The sequence below is a fragment of the Arthrobacter crystallopoietes genome (genome assembly GCF_002849715.1).
Taxonomy (GTDB): Bacteria; Actinomycetota; Actinomycetes; order Actinomycetales; family Micrococcaceae; genus Crystallibacter; species Crystallibacter crystallopoietes.
In genome coordinates this window covers 441,193-464,374 of sequence record NZ_CP018863.1, presented here as the reverse complement: position 1 = coordinate 464,374, position 23,182 = coordinate 441,193, and the positions used below count along the sequence as shown (strand labels likewise).

The window sequence follows — 23,182 nt, the reverse complement described above, 5'->3', positions numbered from 1 at the left end:
TCGGGAGCATTGTCGCCGGTCCGGCGGGCTCCGTACGCTCGTCCACTATGAGCGCACCAGCAGCATCCGCAGAGACCAGAACCGGCAGGCCGTCCCGTCCGCCCACGAAGCCGCACGGCCAGTGGAAGGTCGACGGAACCGAGCCGCTGAACGGCAACGAGGAATGGAAGCAGCAGGACGGCGGGCTCAATGTCCGCCAGCGGATCGAGCAGATCTACGCCAAGGGCGGCTTCGACTCCATCGAGGCCACGGACCTGCACGGCCGCTTCCGATGGTGGGGCCTGTATACCCAGCGCCGGCCGGGGATCGACGGCGGCAAGACCGCCACGCTGGAACCGCACGAACTCGAAGACAAGTACTTCATGCTCCGCGTGCGCATCGACGGCGGTGTGCTGAGTACCGACCAGCTGCGGGTGATCGGCGGGATCTCCACGGAGTTCGCGCGGGACACTGCGGACCTGACGGACCGGCAGAACATCCAGCTGCACTGGATCCGGGTGGAGGACGTACCCGAAATCTGGAACCGGCTGGAGGCGGCCGGACTCTCCACCACCGAAGCCTGCGGCGACGTGCCGCGCGTCATCCTCGGTTCCCCCGTGGCGGGCATCGCGGCGGACGAGATCATCGATCCGACGCCGGCCATCCGGGAAATCGCCGAGCGCTACATCGGCGACGAGTCATTCGCCAACCTGCCGCGCAAATACAAGACCGCCATCACCGGGCATCCGAGCCAGGACGTGGTCCACGAAATCAACGACTTCGCACTGGTGGGCGTGGTGCACCCCGAGTTCGGTCCCGGTTACGACCTCTGGGTGGGCGGCGGGCTGTCCACCAATCCGCGGTTGGCCGAACGGCTGGGCGTCTTCGTCCCGCCGGAGCGCACGGCCGAAGTATGGGTAGGCGTCACCAGCATCTTCCGTGACTACGGCTACCGGCGGCTGCGCAACAAGGCCCGGCTGAAATACCTGCTGGCCGACTGGGGGCCGGAGAAGTTCCGTGCCGTGCTGGAGGAGGAGTACCTCTCCGCCCCGCTGCCGGACGGCCCGGCCGCGCACAAGCCCACCTCGCCCGGGGACCATGTTGGGGTGCACCGGCAGAAGGACGGCCGGTTCTACCTCGGCGTCACGCCGGTGGTGGGGCGCGTTTCCGGCAGCACGCTGGTCCAGCTGGCCGACCTGCTGGAGGCCAGGGGTTCCTACCGGCTGCGGACCACACCGCACCAGAAACTGGTGCTGCTGGACATCGCCGAGGAACACGTGGCGGAGCTGAGGGCTGAACTCGACAGGCTCGGCCTCAGCTCCGCGCCCTCGCTGTTCCGCCGCGGCACCATCGCGTGCACCGGGATCGAGTTCTGCAAGCTCGCCATCGTGGACACCAAGACCACCGCCGCCGCGGCGATCACCGAGCTGGAAACCCGGCTCAAGGACCTCGCGGACAGCGGGGAACTGCCGCAGCAGCTGAGCCTGAACATTAACGGCTGCCCGAACTCGTGCGCCCGGATCCAGACCGCCGACATCGGGCTCAAGGGCCAGCTGCTGCCGGACGGCAACGGCGGGCAGACCCCGGGCTTCCAGGTCCACCTCGGCGGGGGACTGGCTGCAGTGGACCGTGCGGAACCTGGCCTGGGCCGGACCGTCCGGGGACTGAAGGTCACGGCCGATGGCCTGGTCGACTACGTGGAACGGCTCATCCGGCAGTACACCGCCGCAAAGCACGACGACGAGACCTTCGCGCAATGGGCGCACCGCGCCGAGGAAGGAGCACTGAAATGACCGCACGTCCAACCACTGCCACATCGTCATCCCGTTCCCGCAGCGAGGAGCAGCTGCACGCGCTGGCCGACGCCGGGGCGGCCGAGCTGGGCTGGGACGCTCCGGCACCCGAAGTTGTTGCCTGGGTGGCACGGAACTTCGGCACAGCCGAGGCCGCCGTCGCCTGCTCGATGGCCGATGCCGTGCTGCCGCATCTGGTCGCGCAGCAGCTGCCCGGCGTCGATGTCCTGTTCCTGGAGACCGGCTACCATTTCCCGGAAACCCAGGCCACCCGCGACGAGGTAGCGCGCTCGCTGGACGTAAGGGTGGTCGACGTGCTGCCGGAGCAGACAGTGGCCGAGCAGGACCGTAGCCTCGGCACGGACCTGTTCTCGCGCGACGCGGCCTTGTGCTGCGAGCTGCGCAAAATGCGCCCGCTGAAAAAGGCACTGTCCGGCTACGGCGTCTGGTTCACCGGCGTCCGCCGCGACGAGGCACCCACCCGGACCAACACCGAACTCGTCACCTGGGACAGCGCGCATGCCCTGGTCAAGGTCAACCCGTTGGCCGGCTGGAGTTTCGATGACCTGCTGGAGTACGCCGGCCGGAACGGCGTGCCGGTGAACCTGCTGCTCTCCAACGGCTATCCGTCCATCGGATGCAAGCCCTGCACCCGCCCGGTTGCCCCGGGCGAAGACCCCCGTGCCGGCCGCTGGGCTGGCCTCGCCAAGACGGAATGCGGAATCCACCAATGAACACCACTTACCTGACTGAAGACCGTTTGCCCGGTGAGGCGCCTACAGGCACGGCGGCCCGCGCCCCGCGCGCCGCGCTGTCCTCGCTGGACGCGCTGGAATCCGAGGCCATCCACATCATCCGCGAGGTGGTCGCCGAGTTTGAGCGGCCGGCCCTGCTGTTCTCCGGCGGCAAGGATTCCGTGCTGATGCTGCACCTGGCCACCAAGGCCTTCTGGCCCGGCAAGGTGCCGTTCCCTGTGCTGCATGTGGACACCGGCCATAACTTCCCCGAAGTGCTCGAATTCCGCGACAGGACAGTGGAAAGGCTGGGGCTCCGCCTGGTGGTGGGCAGCGTGCAGGAGTTCATCGACCGCGGCGAACTGTCCGAGCGGGCGGACGGCACCCGCAACCCGCTGCAGACGGTGCCCCTGCTGGACGCGATTTCGCGCCACCGGTTCGACGCGGTGTTCGGCGGCGGCCGGCGGGACGAGGACAAGGCACGGGCGAAGGAACGGATCCTGAGCCTGCGCGACGAGTTCGGCCAGTGGGACCCGCGCAACCAGCGCCCCGAACTCTGGAACCTCTACAACGGCCGGCATACCGTGGGCCAGCACGTCCGCGCCTTCCCGATCTCCAACTGGACCGAGCTGGACGTCTGGCGCTACATCGAGCGCGAAGGCATCGAGCTGCCGGGCCTCTACTACGCCCACGAACGCGAAGTGTTCCGGCGGGACGGCATGTGGCGGGCGGTCGGCGACGTGTCCCGGCCGCGCGACGGCGAGGAAGTGCTGACCAAAAGGGTGCGCTACCGGACGGTAGGGGACATGTCCTGCACCGGCGCCGTGGAATCAGCCGCCGCCACCGCGCACGACGTCGTCATCGAAGTCGCGGCCTCCACCCTGACCGAACGTGGCGCCACCCGGGCCGATGACCGCATCTCCGAGGCCGCCATGGAAGACCGCAAGAAGGACGGGTACTTTTAATGACCACCACCGACCTCCAGACCGCCACGCTGTTCCGTTTCGCCACGGCAGGCTCCGTCGACGACGGCAAGTCCACACTGGTGGGCCGGCTGCTGCATGACAGCAAATCGATCCTCGCGGACCAGCTCGAGGCAGTCACCCGCACCAGCGCCGAGCGCGGCTTCGGCGGAGCCGCGTCCGGCAGCGGGCAGGGCCAGCAGATCGACCTGGCCCTGCTGACCGACGGCCTGCGCGCCGAGCGGGAACAGGGCATCACCATCGATGTCGCCTACCGCTACTTCGCCACCGAAAAGCGCAGCTTCATCCTGGCCGACTGCCCGGGCCACGTGCAGTACACCAAGAACACGGTGACCGGCGCATCCACTGCGGATGCCGTCGTCGTACTTATCGACGCCCGCAAGGGCGTGCTGGAACAGACCCGGCGGCACCTCGCCGTCGCCCGGCTCCTGCGCGTGCCGCACATTGTCGCCGCGGTCAACAAGATCGACCTGGTGGGGTTCAGGGAGGCCGTGTTCCGGGATGTGGAGGAACAGTTGCTGGGCGCCGCCGCCGAGCTGGGGCTGCCCGACGTGCGCGTTGTGCCGGTCTCCGCACTGGAAGGCGATAACGTCGTCGAGCTCTCGGCGCGCACGCCCTGGTACACCGGGCCGGCGCTGCTCGAGGTGCTGGAAACGCTGCCCGCGGTGGACGAACTCGAGAACGAATTCGAAGCGTTCCGGTTCCCCGTGCAGTCGGTCATCCGGCCGCAGGGGGCGCTGGCGCCGGGTCTGGATCCCGAGGCCTTCCGCGACTACCGCGGTTACGCCGGGCAACTGGCCTCCGGTGTGGTCCGCGTCGGCGACACCGTCACCGTGCTCGGCTCCGCCGTCGGGACCCAAATAACGACGTCGGTGGCCGGCATCGATTTCGCGGGCATCTCCCTGCCGGAGGCCTCCGCGCCGCAGTCCGTGGTGCTGCGGCTCAGCGATGACATCGACATCAGCCGCGGCGACCTGCTGGTGGAAACGGGCACCTTTACGGCGGCAAGCCAGGACCTGCAGGCCTCTCTGTGCTGGCTTTCGCCCAAGCCGCTGCGCGAGGGCGCCAAGGTGCTGATCAAGCATGGCAGCAGGACCGTCCAGGGGCTCGTCCGCTCCATCACCGGCCGGTTGGATCTGGCCAGCTTTTCGCACGAGCCGGCGGCGGACCTGGGGCTCAACGACATCGGTACCGTGCAGATCCGGCTGGCTTCGGCGCTGCCGGTCGAAGCCTACGAACGGCACCGCCGGACCGGCGCCTTCCTGGTGATCGATCCCGTGGACGGCAACACGCTCGCCGCCGGCATCGCCAGCGGGGTTCCGGACGGGGAGGGGGAGCCCCGTGGCGGCTAAACGGACCCGGAAGAACGGGCTCCTGCTTTCCAGCCGCACATCCGAAATCCTGCTCGCGGTCGGGCTGGCCGTCGCGATTGTTGCCGGGGCGGTTGCTGCTTCGAACGCGGCTAACCGCAGCGGTGGTCCGGAGGCCGAGATGCCGGTCAGCGATGCGCAGGAGCTGCGGCTCGGCTACTTCGCCAACGTGACCCATGCACCGGCGCTGATCGGCGTGGACAAGGGGTTCTTCGCCGAGGAGCTTGGCGAAACGGAACTGTCCACGCAGGTCTTCAACGCCGGTCCGGCAGCAGTGGAGGCGCTGAATGCCGGCGCCATCGACGCCGCCTTCATCGGCCCTAATCCGGCCATCAACTCCTATGTGCAGAGCGAGGGACGGTCCCTGCGGATCGTCTCGGGGGCAAGCTCCGGCGGCGCCCAGCTGGTGGTGCGGGAAGGAATCGACAACCCCGAGGACCTGGAGGAAGCCACCCTGACCACGCCGCAGCTTGGCGGGACCCAGGATGTTGCCCTGCGGGTCTGGCTGAAGGAACAGGGGATTGCCATCGCCATGGACGGCCAACCTGGCGCTGCCATCAACCCAACAGAGAATGCCCGCACCCTGCAGCTGTTCAAGGACGGACAGATCGACGGCGCCTGGGTGCCGGAACCCTGGGCTTCCCGGCTGGTGCTCGAAGCCGGCGCGAAGGTGCTGGTCGATGAGCGGGACCTGTGGCCCGAGGGCCAGTTCACCACCACGCTGCTGATTGTCGGCACCGACTTCCTGCACCGGCATCCCGAACAGGTCAAGGCCCTGATCGCCGGCGAACAACGGTCCGTGGACTGGCTCAACGAGACGTTGCCCGCCGATCCCACCGCCGTGGCCGAAGCCATCAACGCAGGGCTCAAAAGCGCCTACGGCCTGCCGCTCACCGACGAGGTGATCGGACGCTCGCTGGCGAACATCACGTTCACTCTGGATCCCCATGCCACGGCATTGGCCCAGCTGCTGGAGGACGGCGTCACCGCCGGCACCACCGAACAGGCCGACATCAGCACCATCCTGGATCTCTCCATTCTCAACGGGCTCCGGTCGCGGGAGGGCAATCCTGCCATTCCCACCGCCGGCCTGGGCAAGGAGCAAGGACCATGACTTCCCAAAACGCCGTGCTGCAACGCACTGGCGCCCAGCTGGAAATCAGCGGCCTGTCCAAGCGCTTCGGACCGGACGCCCCGCTGGTGCTGGACAACGTCAATCTGAGCGTGGAGCGCGGCGAGTTCGTTGCGCTGCTTGGAGCCTCCGGCTGCGGCAAGTCCACGCTGCTGAACCTGGTCGCTGGGCTGGAAGAACCGACGGCAGGAGAGCTGAAGGCTCCGGAAGCAGCGTTTATGTTCCAGGACGCCGCGCTATTCCCCTGGCTGTCGGCGCAGGCGAACGTCGAGCTGGCCCTGGAACTGCGCGGGGTGGGACGGCAGGAGCGGGCGGAACGGGCCAGGGAACTGCTGGAGCTGGTTCACCTCGGCGGAGCCGGGAAAAAGCGCCCGCACGAGCTGTCCGGCGGTATGCGCCAGCGGGTGGCCCTGGCCAGGTCGCTGGCCCAGTCCCGTGAGCTGCTGCTGATGGACGAACCGTTCGCCGCCCTCGATGCCATCACCAGGGACCTGCTGCATGACGAACTGGAACGGATCTGGCACCGGACCGGGCGGACCATCATCTTCATCACGCACAATGTCCGTGAAGCGGTGAGGCTGGGGCAGCGGGTATTGCTGATGTCCTCCCGCCCCGGCCGGATCGTCGCCGAGTGGAATGTCGGGGACGGGCTGGACCCACGGGACCGTGCCGGACTGGCCGGCGAAATCACCACCGAGCTGCGACGGGAGATCCGCCGTCATGCGGCTTGAGACAGAATCCAACGACGACGTCGGCCAGCTCGAAGCCGGACTGGATGCGCTGCAGGCCGAGCAACCGGGCCGGGCCACAGTCAGGTGGGCTCTGGGCAAGGCCCTGCTGCCCGTGTTCGCGCTCGCAGCCATCGTCTATGTGTGGCAAATGTACATCTGGATTGTGCAGCCGCGCCCGGACATCCTGCCGGGGCCGGCCGACGTGGCCGCGGCGCTGGGCTCCTTGTGGGGCGACGGCGCGGCGCAGGAGACCATCCTCACCAGTCTGGAACGCGGTGTGCTCGGATTCCTGATCGCGGCGGTGATCGCCACCCCGGCCGGCCTGCTGCTGTCCCAGCACAAGGGGCTGCGAGCAGCTTTCGGCCCGCTCATCTCCGGGCTGCAGGTCCTGCCGTCCGTGGCCTGGGTTCCGGCGGCCATCATCTGGTTCGGGCTGACCGATGCCACCGTGTACTTCGTGGTGCTCATGGGCGCCGTGCCCTCGATCATCAACGGGCTCATCTCCGGCGTGGACCAGGTGCCGCCGCAGTTCCTGCGGGTAGGGCATGTTCTCGGCGCCAACCGCTGGCAGCAGGCGACCCGGATCATCCTGCCGGCCGCGCTGCCCGGCTACATCGGCGGTCTCAAACAGGGCTGGGCCTTCTCCTGGCGCTCGCTGATGGCCGCCGAAATCATCACCGTCGGCGGGTCCATGGGCTTCGGCCTGGGCTCGCTGCTGCAGCAGGGCCGGGACCTGTCCGACATGGCCATCGTCGTATCGGCCATTCTGCTGATCCTAGCCATCGGCATTGTCATCGAACTGCTGGTTTTCGCCCCCGTGGAGCGCAGGCTGCTGCGCGGACGGGGACTGCTGAAGTCCGGTGCGTCCTGAACCCGGCAGGACCTGCCCTTCACAACCTCTCTTCCCACTGGCCTGAATTCCCCGAAAGGAACACTCCCATGACCACATCCCCTCTTGCCTCGCCCCAGCCAGGCGCAGGAATTTCAGCCGAGCCGGAGGCTGCACCGGCTCCTCAGCCTGACGGCGGGAGGCCGCTCCGCGTCGCCGTCGTTGGTTCCGGCCCGGCCGGTGTTTATGCCGCGGATATCCTGACGAAAAGCGACGAGGTGGCCTCCGGCGCGGTGCAGGTCAGCATCGACCTCTTCGACCGCTACCCGGCCCCGTACGGCCTGATCCGCTACGGCGTCGCCCCGGACCATCCGCGCATCAAGGGGATTGTGACGGCGTTGCACAAGGTGCTGGACCGCGGCGACATCCGGTTCTTCGGCAACGTGGACTACGGCACGGACCTGTCCCTGGCCGATCTGCGCGAACACTACGATGCCATCATCTTCGCCACCGGCGCGATTAAGGACGCGGACCTGAACATTCCCGGCGTCGAGCTTGAGGGGTCCTTCGGCGGGGCGGACTTCGTTTCCTGGTACGACGGCCACCCGGACGTCCCGCGCGACTGGCCGCTGGAGGCCAAGGAGATCGCGGTGATCGGCAACGGGAACGTGGCCCTGGACGTGGCACGGATCCTGTCCAAGCACGCCGACGACCTGCTGGCTACCGAGATCCCGGACAACGTTTACCAGGGCCTGAAGCATTCACCCGTTACCGACGTGCACGTCTTCGGCCGCCGCGGTCCGGCGCAGGTGAAGTTCACCCCGTTGGAGCTGCGCGAGCTGTCCCACTCCAAGGACGTGGACATTGTCCTTTACCCGGAGGACTTTGACTTCGACGAAGGGTCGGACGAGCAGATCCGCTCCAACAACCAGACAAAGACAATGGTCAACACGCTCACCAACTGGCTGGTGGAAGAGCAGGACACCGGAGCGTCGCGCCGGCTGCACCTGCATTTCCTGCACAGTCCGGTGGAAATCCTGGCTGGCAGCGGCGAGGCAGCCGGCCGGACCACGGGTATCCGTTTCGAGCGCACCGAACTCGACGGCACCGGCAACGTGCGCGGTACCGGCGAGATCGTTGAGTACCCGGTCCAGGCCGTCTACCGGGCGGTGGGCTACTTCGGATCCGCGCTGCCCGATATTGAATTCGACCACCAGCGCGGCGTGGTTCCGAACGACGGCGGCAAGGTGCTGGATGCTGACGGAAATCCGGTACCGGGGCTGTATGCCACCGGTTGGATCAAGCGCGGTCCGGTGGGCCTGATCGGCCACACCAAGGGCGACGCGCTGGAAACCGTTACCCATCTGCTGGAGGACCGCGCCGGACTGCCCGCTGCGGCACGGCCGGACGAAGCCGCCATTCTGGAACTGCTCGGGGACCGCGGGGTGGAGTACACCACCTGGGACGGCTGGCTGGAACTGGACGCGCACGAGCGGGCACTGGGTGCCGAAGCAACGGAAGCCGGCCCGGTGGCGCGCGAACGGGTCAAGGTAGTGCCGCGGGAGGACATGGTCCGGATCTCCCTGCCAACGGGGGCCGTCGTCGCCGGGGGAGTAGCCGCAGCCGCCTCCGGCACGGAACGCAGCTAGGAGGAACCTGATTCGGCCGCGAGCCGGCGCACGGTCAGGGCCAGCCAGAGATGGACCCGGTCTGCCGTGGATGCCGGATCGTAGCCGGTCAGCTCGATGATCTGGGCCAGGCGGTACCGAACCGAGTTGCGGTGCAGGCCCAAGGTTTCCGCGACGGCGGCCACGGAGCCGTTCAGTTCCAGGTAGGTTTCCAGCGTGGACATGAGCTGGGCATCGTGGGCGGCGTCGAACTCGGACAGCGGATCCAGGGCCTCGGCGGCGAGGTCCGCCAGCGGCACGTCTTCGGAGGCCATCAGCAGCGAGGTCAGCGACAGCCGTTGCGGGACGTTCAGGCGGGCTCCGTGGGTGAGGGCTTCCTTCGCCTCGAAGTAGCTCCAGCGCAGGCCGTTGGGCTGGGCATAACTGCCGCCCACGCCCACGGTGGCGGTCAGGCCGGCGTCGTACAGGTAGCTGCTGAGTTCCTCGCCGAGCCGCTCGCCGGATTCCGCGTCCCGGACCACCAGGACCAGCCGCTCGTCGACCAGTCCCGTGGCGGTCCCCTCAAATGCGGCGGGCAGGGGCAAGGTCCGCAGGGCGGGGCGCTGCCCGGTGGCGGTCTGGACCAGCATGACCAGCTGGCGCCGGGCGGTGTCGACGCCGATGGTGTTCAGCCTCAAGGTTGCATCCTGGCCCTGAAGGGTGCCGCGGACAATGTCCTGCAGTATCTGTCCGGCGGCATTGCGCTGGGCCGCCCGGTGCTTTGCCTGGTTGCTTAGTTCCAGGCTGATCATGCTCTGCGCATAGTCGACGATGGCATTGCGTTCGTACGGTTCGGCCAGTGCGAGCGTGCACCGGTCCTTCAGCCCGGTGGCGATGGGCACCTTGTTCCAGCTGCCGGTGGTGCCGGTTCCGGTGCTGAACAGCACTGCTCCATACTGCGAAAGCTCGACGTCGGTACCCACCATTCCTGCCAGGGTGCGCAGCAGCGCCGGCAGCCCGCCGCCGCCCAGCAGCGAGGCCGAGAGAGCCTGATGGTCGGAGAGCAGCCGTTCAAGTTTGCGGTAGTGGTCGGCCGAGATTGCATCGGCCACCATCCGGCTGATCGCGACGAACGGCGTTTCGTAGGGGATCTCGAATACCGGCAGGTTCAGCTGGTCTGCCTCGTTCAGGAATGCCGGCGGCACTTTGCTGTGCGAGAGGCCCAAAGCGAAGCCGATGGCGACCGCGCCCGCCTCATGGACCCGTGCAACGAAGCGCCGCTGGGCGGCAGCGGTTTTCTGGCGCAGCCCGGTGGTCAGCACGACTTCGCCGCCGCTGAGGAAAGGCAGCGGATCCTCCAGTTCGGTAGTCGCCACCCAGGTGATGGCAGCATCGGGATTACCGGCCGCCTTCCCCACCACGCGCAGGTGCAGGGACTTTTGGGCCAGGAGATTGGCGAGGGATACAGCCATAGGGCCACTATACGGGTATTCATTGTGCAGCTGCACTACATGGGGTCGACGACGCAGCGGGAAAAGCAACGAGGTTTAGGGCGAACAGGGATAACGGTTTGTGCGTTGACCAGCGGGGTGCTGTTCCTCGCGCATGGGGCCGGGTCTATGATGGGCGAAATCAGTCATTTTGCAATCGTTAAGAGGTCCCAGCATGAGCAACCTGTCGCACCCGCAGGGGGCGCCGCCGGCCAAGCCGCCGCGCGAGATGTGGTCCACCCGTAAAGTATTCATTCTCGCCGCCATCGGCTCCGCCGTCGGCCTGGGAAATATCTGGCGCTTTCCCTACGTCGCCTATGAAAACGGCGGCGGGGCGTTCATCATTCCGTATCTGGTCGCACTTCTGACGGCCGGCATCCCGCTGTTGTTCCTCGATTATGCAGTGGGGCACCGCCACCGGGGCTCCGCGCCGCTGGCTTACCGGCGCCTGACGCCGAAGGCCGAAGGGCTCGGCTGGTGGCAGGTCGCCATCTGCTTCATCATCTCCATCTACTACGCGGTGATCATCGCGTGGGCCGGCATGTACATGATCTTCTCGTTCACCGAGGCCTGGGGCGCCGATCCGGCGACCTTCTTCCTCAGTGACTTCCTCCAAGTGAGCGAGAACGTCAACATTGGCTTCGACTTCGTGCCGACTGTACTCATTCCGCTGGTCACTGTCTGGGCCCTGGTGCTGCTGGTCCTGGCCGCCGGCGTCCAGAAAGGCATCGGCCGGGCCAACATCATCTTCCTGCCGCTGCTGCTGGTGATGTTCCTGCTCCTGGTGGTCCAGTCGCTGTTCCTGCCCGGTGCAGCTGACGGGCTGGACGCACTGTTCACGCCGGACTGGGGTGCGCTGACCAACACCGGTGTGTGGGCGGCTGCCTACGGCCAGATCTTCTTCTCCCTGTCGGTGGCCTTCGGCATCATGGTCACGTACGCGTCCTACCTCAAGCGCAAGACTGACCTGACCGGCTCGGGCTTCGTGGTGGCCTTCTCAAACTCAGGTTTCGAGATCCTGGCCGGCATCGGTGTCTTTGCCGCCGTCGGTTTCATGGCCTTCACCGCAGGGGCAGAGGTAGGCGACGTTGCCGGAGCCGGCGGCATCGGCCTGGCCTTCATCGCCTTCCCCACCATCATCTCCGAGGCCCCGCTGGGCGCGCTGCTTGGCGTCCTCTTCTTCGGATCGCTGGTCTTCGCCGGCTTCACCTCGTTGATCAGCATTATCGAGGTGATCATCTCGGCTGTGCAGGACAAGCTGGGCATGGGACGGGTTAAGACCACCTGGATCGTCGGTATCCCGCTGGCGCTGATTTCGATCTTGCTGTTCCCGACCACCACGGGACTGAACCTGCTGGATGTCACGGATGCCTTCGTCAACAACTTCGGCATTATGGCGTGTGCGTTGGTCACGGTGCTGCTACTGACATACGCCTTCCGCAAGCTGCCGCTGCTGGGCGGCCACGTCAGCGACGTGTCCTCGATCAAGATCGGGCTTGGCTGGCGGATCCTCGTGGGCATTCTGTCGCCGATCGTCCTGGGCTACATTCTGATCAGCGAACTGATCAAGAAAATCCAGGAAGGCTACGGCGAGATGCCAGCGTGGTTCGTGGGCGTCTTTGGCTGGGGCATGGTGGTGGCGCTGATCGTGGTTGCCCTGGTCCTCTCCCTCATCCCGTGGAGCAGCAAATCCGCGGCCAACGATCCTGTGCTGGATGCGCCGAATAAGAAAGAGGTAAGCAAATGAGCACTGCGGCCATCGTCATGCTGATCATTTCCATCCTGACTGTCTGGGGAGGCCTTGGCCTCGCACTGCTCAACCTTCAGCGGCACCCGGAAGACGACACCAGGATGCCCGAGGAGCACGCGCCCGAGCTCTGATGCCCGACTGTTCCTCCTGTCGATGCCCCGTTGCCTGCGCAGCGGGGCATCGACGCGTCCGGGGTGCACGGCTGGCTGGACAGTTGCACGAAGGCCGGGGCGGAGCCGTGTGCAGGAAGCTATGGCTGAGGGCAGGGCCGGGGGCATATTGTCGGCAGTGTTGCGGCAATCACAGCCGCTGACCGGTTATGCGCGTTACGGCCTTGCGGCCAGAAAAGGGATGTAAACCGTGGTTCAGACCCTGCAGAACTTCATCAACGGCGAATTCGTCACTCCCGCCGGAACCGAACTGCTCGACATCATCAACCCGACCAACGGCGAAGTGGTGGCCCAGTCCCCGGTCTCGGTTGATTCCGATGTCGATGATGCGATGGCTGCGGCGGCCGCGGCTTTCAAGAGCTGGAAACACGCCACACCCAGCCAGCGCCAGTTGCTGCTGCTCCAGCTCGCGGACGCGATGGAAGCCCACAGCGAGGAACTGGTCGAGGCGCAGCACCGCAATACCGGCCAGGTCAGGGAAATGATCGCCTCCGAGGAAGTGGCCGCCGGTGCCGACCAGTTGCGTTTCTTCGGCGGGGCCGCACGTCTGCTCGAAGGCAAGTCCGCCGGCGAATACATGGAAGGACACACCTCCTTTGTCCGCCGAGAACCGATCGGCGTGGTCGCACAGGTTGCACCGTGGAACTATCCGCTGCTGATGGCCGTCTGGAAGATCGGTCCGGCCCTGGCCGCCGGAAACACTGTGGTGCTCAAGCCTTCCGACACTACGCCCGAGTCCACCGTGGTGCTGGCCCGGCTGATTAAGGACATCTTCCCGGCCGGCGTCGTCAATGTGGTGCTCGGCAATGGCGGCACAGGCGCCGCCATGGTGGAACACAAGACCCCCGGCCTGGTTTCCATCACGGGCTCCGTCCGCGCCGGAATCGCTGTGGCCAGCGGAGCAGCCAAGGGCCTGAAGCGTGCCCACCTGGAACTGGGCGGCAAGGCTCCGGCCATTGTTTTCGCCGACGCCGACATCAAGAAGAGTGCCGCGGCCATTGCCGAATTCGCCTTCTTCAACGCCGGCCAGGACTGCACGGCGATCACCCGCGTGCTGGTGGAAGACAACGCGCACGATGATCTGGTCAATGCCATGGTCGAGCACACCAGGACACTGCGGACCGGCTCCGAGAATGACGCCGAAAACTACTTCGGGCCGCTGAACAACATCAACCACTTCAACGCTGTAAACGCCGTCATGGACGCACTGCCGGAGCACTGCACGGTTGCGGTGGGCGGCAAGCGCGCCGGTGACAAGGGGTTCTTCTACGAAGCCACCATCGTCACCGGCGCGAAGCAGACGGATGACATTGTGCAGCAGGAAACGTTCGGCCCGGTCATCACCGTGCAGAAGTTCGGCACGGAGGCCGAAGCCGTGGAGATGGCCAACGACGTCGAATACGCCCTGGCCTCCAGCGTCTGGACCAGTGACCACGGAACGGCCATGCGCGTCTCCCGCGATCTGGACTTCGGCGCCGTCTGGATCAACACCCACATCCTGCTCACGGCAGAAATGCCGCACGGCGGATTCAAACAGTCCGGCTACGGCAAGGACCTGTCCATGTACGGCGTCGAGGACTATACCCGCATCAAGCACGTCATGAGCGCGCTGGACGCCTAGGCCTGCACTAACCTACCTACCTGAACCAGTTGAAAGGCTAAGAAATGACCACTCAGGCTACCGAGCCCCAGTTCCGGCTCGAGCAGAAGCGCAAGATCCTCGGCGACTTCCCCGGACCCAAGTCCGTTGAACTCGCGGCCCGCCGTGCCAAGGTCGTGGCCGGCGGCGTCGCCTCCAGCGTGCCGGTCTACGTGGCCGACGCCGATGGCGGCATCGTCCAGGACGTCGACGGCAACTCCTTCATCGACCTGGGCTCGGGTATCGCCGTGACCAGCGTCGGCGCGTCCGATCCCGCCGTCGTCGGCGCGGTCAAGGAACAGGTGGAGCACTTCACGCACACCTGCTTCATGGTCAGCCCGTATGAGGGTTACATCGCGGTTGCCGAGCAGCTGAACGAGCTGACCCCGGGCGACCACGACAAGCGCACCGTACTGTTCAACTCCGGTGCCGAAGCCGTTGAAAACGCCGTCAAGGTGGCCCGCGTTGCTACCGGACGCACCGCCGTCGTCGCCTTTGACCACGCCTACCACGGCCGCACCAACCTCACCATGGGGCTGACGGCGAAGGCCAACCCCTACAAGTCCAGCCCGGCCGGCAGCTTCGGCCCGTTTGCACCGGAGATCTACCGCGTGCCGATGAGCTACCCCTTCCGAGAGGAAGCCGAGATCAAGGGCGAGGACGCGGCCCGCCGCGCGATCACCATGATCGAGAAGCAGATCGGCGCCGAAAACGTCGCCGCGATCCTGATCGAGCCGATCCAGGGCGAGGGCGGCTTCATCGTCCCGGCCGAAGGTTTCCTGCCGGCGCTGGCCGCGTGGGCCAAGGACAAGGGCGTCGTCTTCATCGCGGACGAGGTCCAGGCCGGCTTCTGCCGCACCGGTGAGTGGTTCGCCTCCGACCACGAGGGTATTGTCCCGGACATCATCACCATGGCCAAGGGGATCGCCGGCGGCATGCCGCTGTCCGCGATCACTGGGCGTGCGGAGCTGATGGACGCCGTGCATGCCGGCGGGCTGGGCGGCACCTACGGCGGCAACCCGGTGGCCTGCGCCGGCGCACTGGCTGCCATCGAAACGATGAAGGACCAGGACCTGAACGCCCGGGCGCGCTCAATCGAGTCCCAGGTGCGTGCCCGGCTGGAGAAGCTGGCGGCCGAGGTGGACATCATCGGCGAGGTGCGCGGCCGCGGAGCCATGCTGGCGCTGGAATTCGTGCAGCCGGGTACCGCCGCGACCACCAAGGCCCCGAACGCCGAGGCAACCAAGGCGATTTCCGCCGCCTGCCTGAAGGAAGGCGTCATCATCCTGACCTGCGGCACCTACGGCAACGTGGTCCGTCTCCTGCCGCCGCTGGTCATCGGCGACGACCTGCTGGCGGATGCCCTCGACGTGCTCGAAGGCGCCATCCGCGCAGCCGCTGCCTGACGTCCAGCGTACTTATCCGAGGGGACAGGATCCGGCCTTTGCCGGGCCCTGTCCCCTCGGTGCTTCCGGAAACCGGCTGGTGAAATGTGTCCTGCCTCACGGTAGAGTCGCCTCATAATGCTCATGCGGTGACCGCCGTGGCGGTGGAGGGTGGAACGGATGCGATATGTCGTGGGGTACCAGCCGGATGACCGGGGCGCCGATGCCATCGCGCTGGCGGTAGCCATAGCGCGGGCACAGGGGACCGGGCTGGAGATCGTCTACGTGGTGCCGGAGAACGCGCCCTATGTGGCCGTCAATCCGCAGGGCAAGCGCGTCAGCGCCGGCGAGCAGGAGGTGCTGACTGCGCGCCGCGAAGCGCTGAAACTCGTGCCTTCCGATATCGACGCCGAATTCCGGGTGGTGGACTCGGACTCCTTCGCCGAAGGCCTGATCGAGACAGCCACTACGCAATCGGCCGCGCTGATCGTCATCGGTGCCGCCTCCAACGGGCTGTTCAAGCGGTTCTCGGTAGGCAGTGTCGCCAACGCCTTGCTGCATGCCTCGCCGGTGCCCGTGGCCCTTGCGCCGCGCGGCTACCAGCGGAAGGGGCCGCTGACCCGGTTGACGGCCTTCATCGGCGAGCGGCAGGGCGCCCAGACGGCACGGGATGTGGCACTGCGGGCGGCAGGCCGCCGCGGACTGCCGCTGCGGCTGGTCTCGCTCGTCGCCTTGGACACGCACGAACGCTCGGACTCCGGTGAGGCGATCCACCAGGCCCATCTGCACGCCAACTCCGTTCTGTCGGAAGCCGCCACGAATGCGCTCGACGGAACTGCAACCGTGACCGTGGCCCACGGACGGACCATTGAAGAGGCCATCGACAGCCTGGACTGGGACGACGGCGAACTGGTGATCATCGGCTCAAGCCGGCTTGCCCAGCGCAACCGGCTGTTCCTGGGCAGCACGGCGCTGAAAGTGCTCCGGGCACTGCCCGTGCCCATGGTCGTGGTACCGCAGGAGGGCGTGCACGGACTGGATGCGCCCGGCCACGTCTGACCGGTTCAGGCGGCTGCCGGTTGGGGCAGCTTGCGGTAGGAGGCGAGCATGTCGGTGGTCAGGATGATCAGGGACAGCCAGATCAGGCCGAACCCGATCCACCGTTCCAGCGGCATCGGTTCGTGGAAGACGGCCAGCGCGAGGATGAACTGGAGCAACGGGGCCAGATACTGCAGCATGCCCACCATGCTCAGCGGCAGGCGCCGGGCCGCAGCGCCGAAGAACAGCAAGGGCAGCGCGGTGATGAGTCCGCCGGCAGCCATCAGCCAGAAATGCCCGGGCCCGTTGTCGAGCAGCGTTGCCTGGCCCTGGACCATCAGCACCGCCATCACGGCTCCGGCCAGGGGAGTCAGCACCAAGGTCTCCACACTCAGGCTCGAGACGGCATCCACCTTGGACCCGACATTCTTCTTGACCAGGCCGTAGAAGCCGAAACTGAACGCCAGGACCAGTGACAGCCAGGGCACGTTGCCGTAACCGAACGCCAGCACCAGGACGGCGATGAACGCTACGGCCAGTGCAGCCCATTGGGCACGCCGGAGCCGTTCTTTCAGGATGAGGACACCAAGCAGGACGGAAATCAGCGGGTTGATGAAATAGCCCAGCGAGGCCTCCACCGTTCGTTCGCTGAGTACGGCAACGGTATAGGTCAGCCAGTTGACGGCGATGAGCGCCGCTGCCAGTGAAAGCGTGCCCAGGATGCGCTTGTCCACAAGCGCTGCCTTGAACGGGCGCCAGCTGCGCATGGCCGTCATCAGCAGCACACAGAACAGCAGCGACCAGATAACCCGGTTGGCCACGATCTCCAGCGGACCGGCCGGTTCCAGGATGGCGAAGTAGAGCGGCAGCATGCCCCACAGCCCGTAGGCAGCCAGCCCGAAGATCAGGCCCGTGCTGTGTTCGCTGCGCGGTTTCCTGCCCGCGGTGCCGGCTGCTACAACATCCGCCTCCGCCGTGGCATCCACATCCGGGGCGACGGCGGTGAGCTGCTGGCGGGGAGGGGAGGCTGGATCGCCGTCGTTAGTTGACACAGAGCTCATAACATCACCGGCAGGCCCGGTATTCCAACCCACTGGCCGGTGGGGTCCTAAGTCCGGGCCTCAGCCGGGCAGCTGGCCGGAAAGTTTGCCCGCAAGTTCCGCCCAGGCTTCCAGCGGGTGCTTCTCCTCCGGGGCGGGTTCCTGCGCGTAATTCACCGCCAGGGACTGCACCGGCGGAACTCCGATCAGCCGTGCGCGCGGCCCCGCGGCTGCCAGCGCCTGCCGGGCACCGAAGTCCCGCAGCGCCTCCGATCCGAAGAACGCACAGGCCGGAACGGACATGCCAGTGAAACGCGCCGGGCGGACAAGATTGCTGAAGCCGACGGCGTGGCCCAGGACGGCGGTGCGGGCGTGGCTGCGGTGCATGCGTGCGGCAAAGGCGTCCAGCTGGTCAGGGTCCAGCGGATCTGTGCTTTCCGCCAGAAGCTCCACGCTTTCGTGTACCCCGGCCGCGGATCGTTCCACCGTGACGACGGCGATCGCCGCTGCCGCCGTCCCCACCCGCGGCTGTCCCACGGCAACCAGCACGGAGGTTTCCGGTGCCCGGTCATAGCAGTGGGCCGTGATCGCCGCGGTGTCCCATGGCTCACTGACCGGTTCGGCCCGGCCCCAGCCGACGGGCGGGTGGCCGGTGAGTTCGGTGAACAGCTGCCCGGTGAACTCCCCGATGCGGGTGCCAAGGCTTGCCGGGTGCATGGTCTCCGCCCGGACATGGAGCAGTCCGCCGGGCGTGCGCGGGGTCAGCAGGAAGTCCTCGGCGAGCTCGTCCAGCGGTTCGAAGACCTCGCCGTTCCATTCGTGGACCCGGCCGGTGAAGCCGTCAAAGAACGTGCCGTCCGCGCTGGTGGCCAGCCATTGGCAGCCCGGTTCCGCGAGCAGCATGCTCAAGGGCAGGCTGATCGCGGCGGTACCCGGTGTCAGCACGGCGAAGCGCCGTCCGTCTTCCTGGGCTGCCGCGTGCGACTTGGCGATCCAGGGCGAGAGGTAGGTGACGGGTTTGTCCTGGAAAAGGACCCCGGTGGCGGCACTGCTGAAGTCGAAGGCGGAAGCGTGGCTCACGGCTGCACCATCCCGGGAACGACGACGGCGCCCTCGCACCGGCGGGCAAGGGCGTGGCAGAGGGCGTCGGCCCTGGCCGCAGCGTGGGGGATCCCGTCGCGGACGTGGATGTCCTGCCACCAGAGCGGTTCGGCGGCGGGATCTCCGGTGCCGGGGGCGAAGACGGCCGGCACCCGGACGCCGGGCACGGCGGAGACTTCCGCGCCGGCGAGCAGCCGCTGCACCTCCTGCGGGACACGGACCAGCCGCGGCAGCTCAAGCACCAGCTCGACCTCGCCGTCGTCGTTGAAGAGTTCCAGCAGGGAGTTCTCCGCGGTTTCCCTGACATTGAGCTCCGGCACGGTGGCGACCAGGGCCTCGACCACGGTGCGCTGGTCCGGTTCCCGCAGGCTGATGACGGTCCAGTCACTGCTCATCGGTATCGGCCTCCGTTGCGTTGTAGTACAGCTGAACGGTGTTCACGGGCTTGCCGGACTGCACCAGCTGCGCCCGGCCGGGCGGCAGCGCCCTTGCACGGATGCCGTTGAGCAGCGCGCCCTCGCCGCGGTCGCCCGACATCAGGATGCCGGTGCTGCCCGAATCGCGCAGCGACATAAAGAAGGCCTCGTACATGCCGCGGCTGGCACCGCGTACCCGGCGCGAGAGCACCGCGTGCAGGCCGATCTCGGGTCCCAGCGGCAGGTAGGGCGTCAGCCGGCTCAAGGGGGAGGAGCCGCCCGCGGTGAGAATGTCGTAGTCGTCGATGATGAGCACAACGCGCGGAGGATTCCCGCCGTTGTTGGCACCGCCGTCGTTGTTTCCGTTGACCCGTTTGTCCAGCTCCGAAGCCACGGCCCCGGCCAGCTGTTCGGCCAGTGCGGGGCTGGTGGCATAGCCGCCCAGGTACTCCTCGGGCACCTCGTCGGCCAGGCCGCGCCGGGGGTCGAAGACCGCGAAGACCAGGTTTTCCGGTGTGTGCTGTTCGGCCAGCCGCCGGATCACCGAGCGCATCACGTTGGTCTTGCCGGCGCCGTCGTCGCCGAGTACCACGAGGTGCCGGTCCTTGACGTGCATGTCCAGATGCTCGGTGCCCAGATCCGTCTCGCGAAGGCCCAGCGGGATCCGGCCCTGCCGGGCCGGGGTCACAGCCGTATCCGCCCCGACCAGCGGCGGGAGGACACGCACCTGCATGGCGCGGTCATCCGTGGAGGCCGCGACGGCGGCGACCAAATCCCGCATGCCCTGGACCGCGGTGTCCGGATCCGGCTCGGAATCGATCCGGGGCAGGGCGATGTGGCCGATGAGCTTCTGCTCCATCAGGCCGCGGCCCGGCCGGTCCGCGCTGATGGACTCGGCAAGCTTGCGGCCGAAGTTCGATTCCGCCGGATCGCCCAGGCGCAGCTCGATGCGGTTGCCGAAGAAGCTCTGCTGCGCAATGCGGACCTCGTTGGTGCGGGTGGAAGTCACGATCATGTGGATTCCGTAGCCGCCGCCGCGGGAGATGATCGAGTGCACCTTCTTTTCGACGTCGTCGAACTCGTCGCTCAGCTGGCCGTAGCCGTCCAGCACCAGCACGATGTCCGCACTGGCCAGTTCCGGAATCATGCCCTGGGCACACATCCGGCGCAGCGTCTGCAGCGAATCGATCTGGTACCGCTCGAACAACTGCTCGCGGGTGTCCAGCATGCCCGCGATCTCCTCGATGGTGCGGCGTACCACTTCGCGGTTGGTGCGCACCGCCACGCCGCCCACGTGCGGCAGTCCCTCCAAGGGCAACAGGCCGCTGCCCAGCAGATCAACGGCGTAGATACCCACCTCGGAGGGGCTGTGCGTCAAGGCCAGGCTGCACACGATGGTGCGCAGTGCGGTGCTCTTGCCCGACTGGGGCCCGCCGACAATGATGGCGTTGCCGCCGGCATTGTTCAGATCCAGTTCCCACAGGCCCTGCCACTGCTTGGCCGGATCATCCAGCAGCCCGATGGGGATGCGCAGGTTGCCGCCCTTGGCCAGCCGGATGCCCTGGCTGGTGGCGGCGGCGGAGCCGGCCGCGGTATCCAGCGCGATGCCCTTCGGCAGCGGCGGCAACCAGATCGGCTGAACCGAGCGCGGGAAGGTGCGCAGGGTTTCCATCAGTGTGGACATGACGGTGGGCCCCGTGGTGCGCTGCGAAGCTTTGGTCCGCAGGCCCGACTTTGCCGGCTTGCTGCCGGACGCACCGGCTGCAGCGTCTTCCAGCACGGCGGCGTAGCGCGGGACAGCCAGGACAAGTTCCTCGGACTCGTCCTGTTCCTCTTCCGGTTCCTCCACCTCGACCGGGCCGGAGACATAACCGGATTTGAAGCGCGTGTAGGTAGTGGTGTCTACCTTCAGGTAGCCGAAACCGGGGACCGGCGGCAGATGGAAGGCATCCGGGGTGTCCAGCACCGTGCGGGACTCGGACTCGGAGAGGGTGCGCAGGCCGATCCGGTAGGACAGGTACGTGTCCAGGCCGCGCAGCTTGCCGCCCTCGATCCGCTGGCTGCTCAGCAGCAGGTGCACGCCGATGGACCGGCCGATGCGGCCGATGGACAGGAACAGCTCGATGAAGTCCGGACGCGCGGTCAGCAGCTCGCCGAACTCGTCGATGATGACCACCAGATGCGGCAGCGGGTCCATCTCTTCGCCCCGGGCCAGGCGTTCCTGGCGGTGCAGCTGGTAGTCGGTGATGTTGGCGATGTTGCCCGCGGCCTTGAGCAGTTCCTGGCGGCGGAGGATTTCGCCGTTCAGGCTGGCGTAGACGCGCTCGATCAGCGTCAGGTCATCGGAGAGGTTGGTGATGATGCCGGTGACCTGGGGGGCGCCCTCGAACGGTGCGAAGGTGGCGCCGCCCTTGAAGTCCACCAGCACCATGGCCAGCACATCGGGGGAGTGGGTGGCCAGCAGGCCCAGCACCAGGCTGCGCAGCATCTCCGACTTGCCCGAACCCGTGGCGCCCACGCACAGGCCGTGCGGGCCCATGCCGAACTGCGCGGATTCCTTCAGGTCCAGCATGGCCGGCTTGCCCCGGTCATCCGGACCGAGCGGGACGCGCAGGAAATCGATCTCGCTGCGCGGCTGCCACAGCCTGCGGATGTCCGCGGCGTCCAGCCGAGGGGAAAGGCCGAGCATCTCCAGATAGCCCACGGAGCTTTCGGCGCTGTTGTGCTCGAGCGAATCCGGCGACAGCCGCATCGGCGCCAGCTCGCGGGCCAGCGACTCCGCGGTGGCCAGCGGCAGTTGGTCCAGCAGCCCTTCCTCGGTCACCGGGTCAACCGGGTCCTCGCGGTAGTTCTGGCTGAGGAAGCTGCTCGGGCCGGCCGCCGCTTCGCTGATCCGGATGCTCACCTCGCCGGGTTCATGCCGGCGGTTATCGGTGAGGTAGATGACCGTGGCGCCCAGCTGGCCGGGGGAGGACAGCTTGTCCGGCAGTGCCAGTTCCTGCGGCGGCTCGCCGTAGGTGTCGGCGATGATCAGCAGCCGCGGCATGGAATTGCCCACGCCGCCCTTGAGATAGTTCTTGCGCGCCTCGGCGGCGATGGTGGAGCGGTTCTGCAGGTCGTCCTTGAGGAGGTCGGAGAGGGCATCCAGCGAGGGTGCCAGCCGGCGGACGGGTCCGGTGCGGTGCGTCCGCGACTGGTCCGCCAGATGCGGCAGCCAGGTAGCCCAGGCCCAGTCGTCGTACCGGTCCTCCGGCACGGACAGGGCGATGTGCAGGTCCTCGGGGGAATGGAACGCGGCGGCCTCCACCAGCAGGTTCCGGCAGACGGCCAGGGCGAACTCGCGTGAACCGACCAGGCTGACGTTGCCGGCCGAGTCCAGCGGAATGGTCAGCGGCAGCTCGGGCGAGGCCTCGAAGCGCTGGCGCAGGATCCGCAGTTCGGTGGTCATGAACTGGTCCGTCTGCTGTAAGCCGGAAGTGGAGTCATTGACTCGGATCTCCCGGTTCCGCCGCTCGCCGCTGCCGATCCGTACGTCCAGGAAGTCCTCGTTGCGCCGGCGGCGTTCCCAGATCCGTTTGGGATTGCGGATGATGTCGAACAAGGCCGACGGCGGGGGGCTGCTGACCCGGGCAACCTTGATGGCCCGCTGCTCATCGGTGCGCAGTTCGGTCCGCGCGCGCTCCAGATATTCCAGGTAGTACTCGCGCTGGTCGCGGCTCTGCCGGGCCTGCTTTCCTTTTTGGCTGACCATCATGGCGATGGAGGCCAGGATGGTCACGATCATCATCAACGCACCGACGGCGGCCAGGGACGATCCGCGGAAGAGCATCATGACCGTCATGGACGCGCCCGCGCCGAGCAGCGGGACCAGCGACATCATGTTCATGCCGCTGCGGCCCTCGTTGACCGGCGGTGGCGCATCCAGGGCGTAGGGTTCCACGGTGCGCGCCGGCGGTGTGGTCCGGGCGGGGCGGTGGATCAGCTTGACGCTCATA

Annotated in this window: 17 protein-coding genes and 1 pseudogene; 13 read left to right on the top strand and 5 right to left on the bottom strand. The window is 67.1% G+C overall.

Going from position 1 to position 23,182, the window contains the following annotated elements:
- The first annotated feature begins 47 nt into the window (after positions 1-47).
- From AC20117_RS02205 to AC20117_RS02170, 8 genes and pseudogenes are all read left to right on the top strand, one after another.
- The gene (locus AC20117_RS02205) at positions 48-1,772 is read left to right on the top strand and encodes a nitrite/sulfite reductase (RefSeq protein ID WP_074701175.1); all 1,725 of its coding nucleotides are present in this window, start codon (positions 48-50) and stop codon (positions 1,770-1,772) included.
- Positions 1,769-2,506: a phosphoadenylyl-sulfate reductase gene (locus AC20117_RS02200; RefSeq protein WP_074701176.1), complete on the top strand. Its 738-nt coding sequence runs from the start codon at positions 1,769-1,771 to the stop codon at positions 2,504-2,506. Before AC20117_RS02205 ends, AC20117_RS02200 begins: the two co-directional genes overlap by 4 nt.
- Positions 2,503-3,471 carry a sulfate adenylyltransferase subunit CysD gene (gene cysD / locus AC20117_RS02195; protein WP_236777422.1) on the top strand — a complete coding sequence of 323 codons (969 nt, stop codon included), beginning with the start codon at positions 2,503-2,505 and terminating at the stop codon, positions 3,469-3,471. The genes AC20117_RS02200 and cysD overlap by 4 nt, the downstream gene beginning before the upstream one ends.
- On the top strand, positions 3,471-4,841 hold the full coding sequence (locus AC20117_RS02190; RefSeq protein ID WP_074701177.1) for a sulfate adenylyltransferase subunit 1: 1,371 nt from the start codon (positions 3,471-3,473) through the stop codon (positions 4,839-4,841). Before cysD ends, AC20117_RS02190 begins: the two co-directional genes overlap by 1 nt.
- Positions 4,831-5,973 carry an ABC transporter substrate-binding protein gene (locus tag AC20117_RS02185; RefSeq protein WP_083339777.1) on the top strand — a complete coding sequence of 381 codons (1,143 nt, stop codon included), beginning with the start codon at positions 4,831-4,833 and terminating at the stop codon, positions 5,971-5,973. Before AC20117_RS02190 ends, AC20117_RS02185 begins: the two co-directional genes overlap by 11 nt.
- A 119-nt stretch (positions 5,974-6,092) precedes the next feature.
- Positions 6,093-6,722 (top strand): annotated as a pseudogene (locus AC20117_RS02180) (ABC transporter ATP-binding protein); the annotation flags it as partial.
- Positions 6,712-7,593, top strand: coding sequence for an ABC transporter permease (locus AC20117_RS02175; RefSeq protein ID WP_074701180.1), 882 nt, complete (start codon positions 6,712-6,714; stop codon positions 7,591-7,593). The pseudogene AC20117_RS02180 and the gene AC20117_RS02175, both read left to right, overlap by 11 nt.
- 68 nt (positions 7,594-7,661) lie before the next feature.
- On the top strand, positions 7,662-9,200 hold the full coding sequence (locus AC20117_RS02170; RefSeq protein ID WP_083339778.1) for an FAD-dependent oxidoreductase: 1,539 nt from the start codon (positions 7,662-7,664) through the stop codon (positions 9,198-9,200).
- On the opposite strand, the gene AC20117_RS02165 is transcribed toward AC20117_RS02170, so the two are convergent.
- A complete protein-coding gene (locus tag AC20117_RS02165) occupies positions 9,197-10,630 on the bottom strand; it encodes a PucR family transcriptional regulator (RefSeq protein WP_074701181.1) in 1,434 nt (477 codons plus the stop codon). The genes AC20117_RS02170 and AC20117_RS02165 overlap by 4 nt on opposite strands.
- Positions 10,631-10,823: 193 nt before the next feature.
- On the opposite strand from AC20117_RS02165, the gene AC20117_RS02160 reads away from it, so the two are divergent.
- The 5 genes from AC20117_RS02160 to AC20117_RS02140 all read left to right on the top strand — a co-directional run bounded on the left by AC20117_RS02160 (position 10,824) and on the right by AC20117_RS02140 (position 16,651).
- Positions 10,824-12,395 (top strand): sodium-dependent transporter, encoded by a 1,572-nt coding sequence (locus tag AC20117_RS02160; protein WP_074701182.1) that lies wholly within the window; start codon positions 10,824-10,826, stop codon positions 12,393-12,395.
- Entirely contained in the window at positions 12,392-12,529 is a 138-nt protein-coding gene (locus AC20117_RS02155; RefSeq protein WP_074701183.1) for a methionine/alanine import family NSS transporter small subunit, read from the top strand. Before AC20117_RS02160 ends, AC20117_RS02155 begins: the two co-directional genes overlap by 4 nt.
- A 229-nt stretch (positions 12,530-12,758) precedes the next feature.
- Positions 12,759-14,189 (top strand): aminobutyraldehyde dehydrogenase, encoded by a 1,431-nt coding sequence (locus AC20117_RS02150; protein WP_074701184.1) that lies wholly within the window; start codon positions 12,759-12,761, stop codon positions 14,187-14,189.
- A gap of 44 nt (positions 14,190-14,233) precedes the next feature.
- Positions 14,234-15,613: a 4-aminobutyrate--2-oxoglutarate transaminase gene (gabT, locus tag AC20117_RS02145; protein ID WP_074701185.1), complete on the top strand. Its 1,380-nt coding sequence runs from the start codon at positions 14,234-14,236 to the stop codon at positions 15,611-15,613.
- Positions 15,614-15,772: 159 nt separating this feature from the next.
- Complete coding sequence (locus AC20117_RS02140) at positions 15,773-16,651, top strand: universal stress protein (RefSeq protein ID WP_074701186.1); 879 nt, start codon at positions 15,773-15,775, stop codon at positions 16,649-16,651.
- 5 nt (positions 16,652-16,656) lie between these two features.
- Here the strand turns inward: AC20117_RS02140 and rarD are convergent, their stop codons facing one another.
- From rarD to eccCa, 4 genes are read right to left on the bottom strand one after another with little or no spacing between them, the layout of a single operon-like run.
- Positions 16,657-17,691, bottom strand: coding sequence for an EamA family transporter RarD (rarD, locus tag AC20117_RS02135; protein ID WP_074701187.1), 1,035 nt, complete (start codon positions 17,689-17,691; stop codon positions 16,657-16,659).
- A 60-nt stretch (positions 17,692-17,751) separates the two neighbouring features.
- Positions 17,752-18,750 carry a DUF6177 family protein gene (locus AC20117_RS02130; RefSeq protein ID WP_074701188.1) on the bottom strand — a complete coding sequence of 333 codons (999 nt, stop codon included), beginning with the start codon at positions 18,748-18,750 and terminating at the stop codon, positions 17,752-17,754.
- Entirely contained in the window at positions 18,747-19,166 is a 420-nt protein-coding gene (locus AC20117_RS02125; RefSeq protein ID WP_074701189.1) for a hypothetical protein, read from the bottom strand. Before AC20117_RS02125 ends, AC20117_RS02130 begins: the two co-directional genes overlap by 4 nt.
- Positions 19,156-23,181, bottom strand: coding sequence for a type VII secretion protein EccCa (gene eccCa, locus AC20117_RS02120; protein ID WP_074701190.1), 4,026 nt, complete (start codon positions 23,179-23,181; stop codon positions 19,156-19,158). Before eccCa ends, AC20117_RS02125 begins: the two co-directional genes overlap by 11 nt.
- Position 23,182: the final 1 nt, after the last annotated feature.

What these genes read in the sequence shown, in the direction of transcription:
- AC20117_RS02205 (WP_074701175.1), top strand. Translation starts at nt 48, where the DNA reads ATGAGCGCACCAGCAGCATCCGCAGAGACCAGAACCGGCAGGCCGTCC.
- AC20117_RS02200 (WP_074701176.1), top strand. Translation starts at nt 1,769, where the DNA reads ATGACCGCACGTCCAACCACTGCCACATCGTCATCCCGTTCCCGCAGC.
- cysD (WP_236777422.1), top strand. Translation starts at nt 2,503, where the DNA reads ATGAACACCACTTACCTGACTGAAGACCGTTTGCCCGGTGAGGCGCCT.
- AC20117_RS02190 (WP_074701177.1), top strand. Translation starts at nt 3,471, where the DNA reads ATGACCACCACCGACCTCCAGACCGCCACGCTGTTCCGTTTCGCCACG.
- AC20117_RS02175 (WP_074701180.1), top strand. Translation starts at nt 6,712, where the DNA reads ATGCGGCTTGAGACAGAATCCAACGACGACGTCGGCCAGCTCGAAGCC.
- AC20117_RS02170 (WP_083339778.1), top strand. Translation starts at nt 7,662, where the DNA reads ATGACCACATCCCCTCTTGCCTCGCCCCAGCCAGGCGCAGGAATTTCA.
- AC20117_RS02165 (WP_074701181.1), bottom strand. Translation starts at nt 10,630, where the DNA reads ATGGCTGTATCCCTCGCCAATCTCCTGGCCCAAAAGTCCCTGCACCTG.
- AC20117_RS02160 (WP_074701182.1), top strand. Translation starts at nt 10,824, where the DNA reads ATGAGCAACCTGTCGCACCCGCAGGGGGCGCCGCCGGCCAAGCCGCCG.
- AC20117_RS02155 (WP_074701183.1), top strand. Translation starts at nt 12,392, where the DNA reads ATGAGCACTGCGGCCATCGTCATGCTGATCATTTCCATCCTGACTGTC.
- gabT (WP_074701185.1), top strand. Translation starts at nt 14,234, where the DNA reads ATGACCACTCAGGCTACCGAGCCCCAGTTCCGGCTCGAGCAGAAGCGC.
- AC20117_RS02140 (WP_074701186.1), top strand. Translation starts at nt 15,773, where the DNA reads ATGCGATATGTCGTGGGGTACCAGCCGGATGACCGGGGCGCCGATGCC.
- rarD (WP_074701187.1), bottom strand. Translation starts at nt 17,691, where the DNA reads ATGAGCTCTGTGTCAACTAACGACGGCGATCCAGCCTCCCCTCCCCGC.
- AC20117_RS02125 (WP_074701189.1), bottom strand. Translation starts at nt 19,166, where the DNA reads ATGAGCAGTGACTGGACCGTCATCAGCCTGCGGGAACCGGACCAGCGC.
- eccCa (WP_074701190.1), bottom strand. Translation starts at nt 23,181, where the DNA reads ATGAGCGTCAAGCTGATCCACCGCCCCGCCCGGACCACACCGCCGGCG.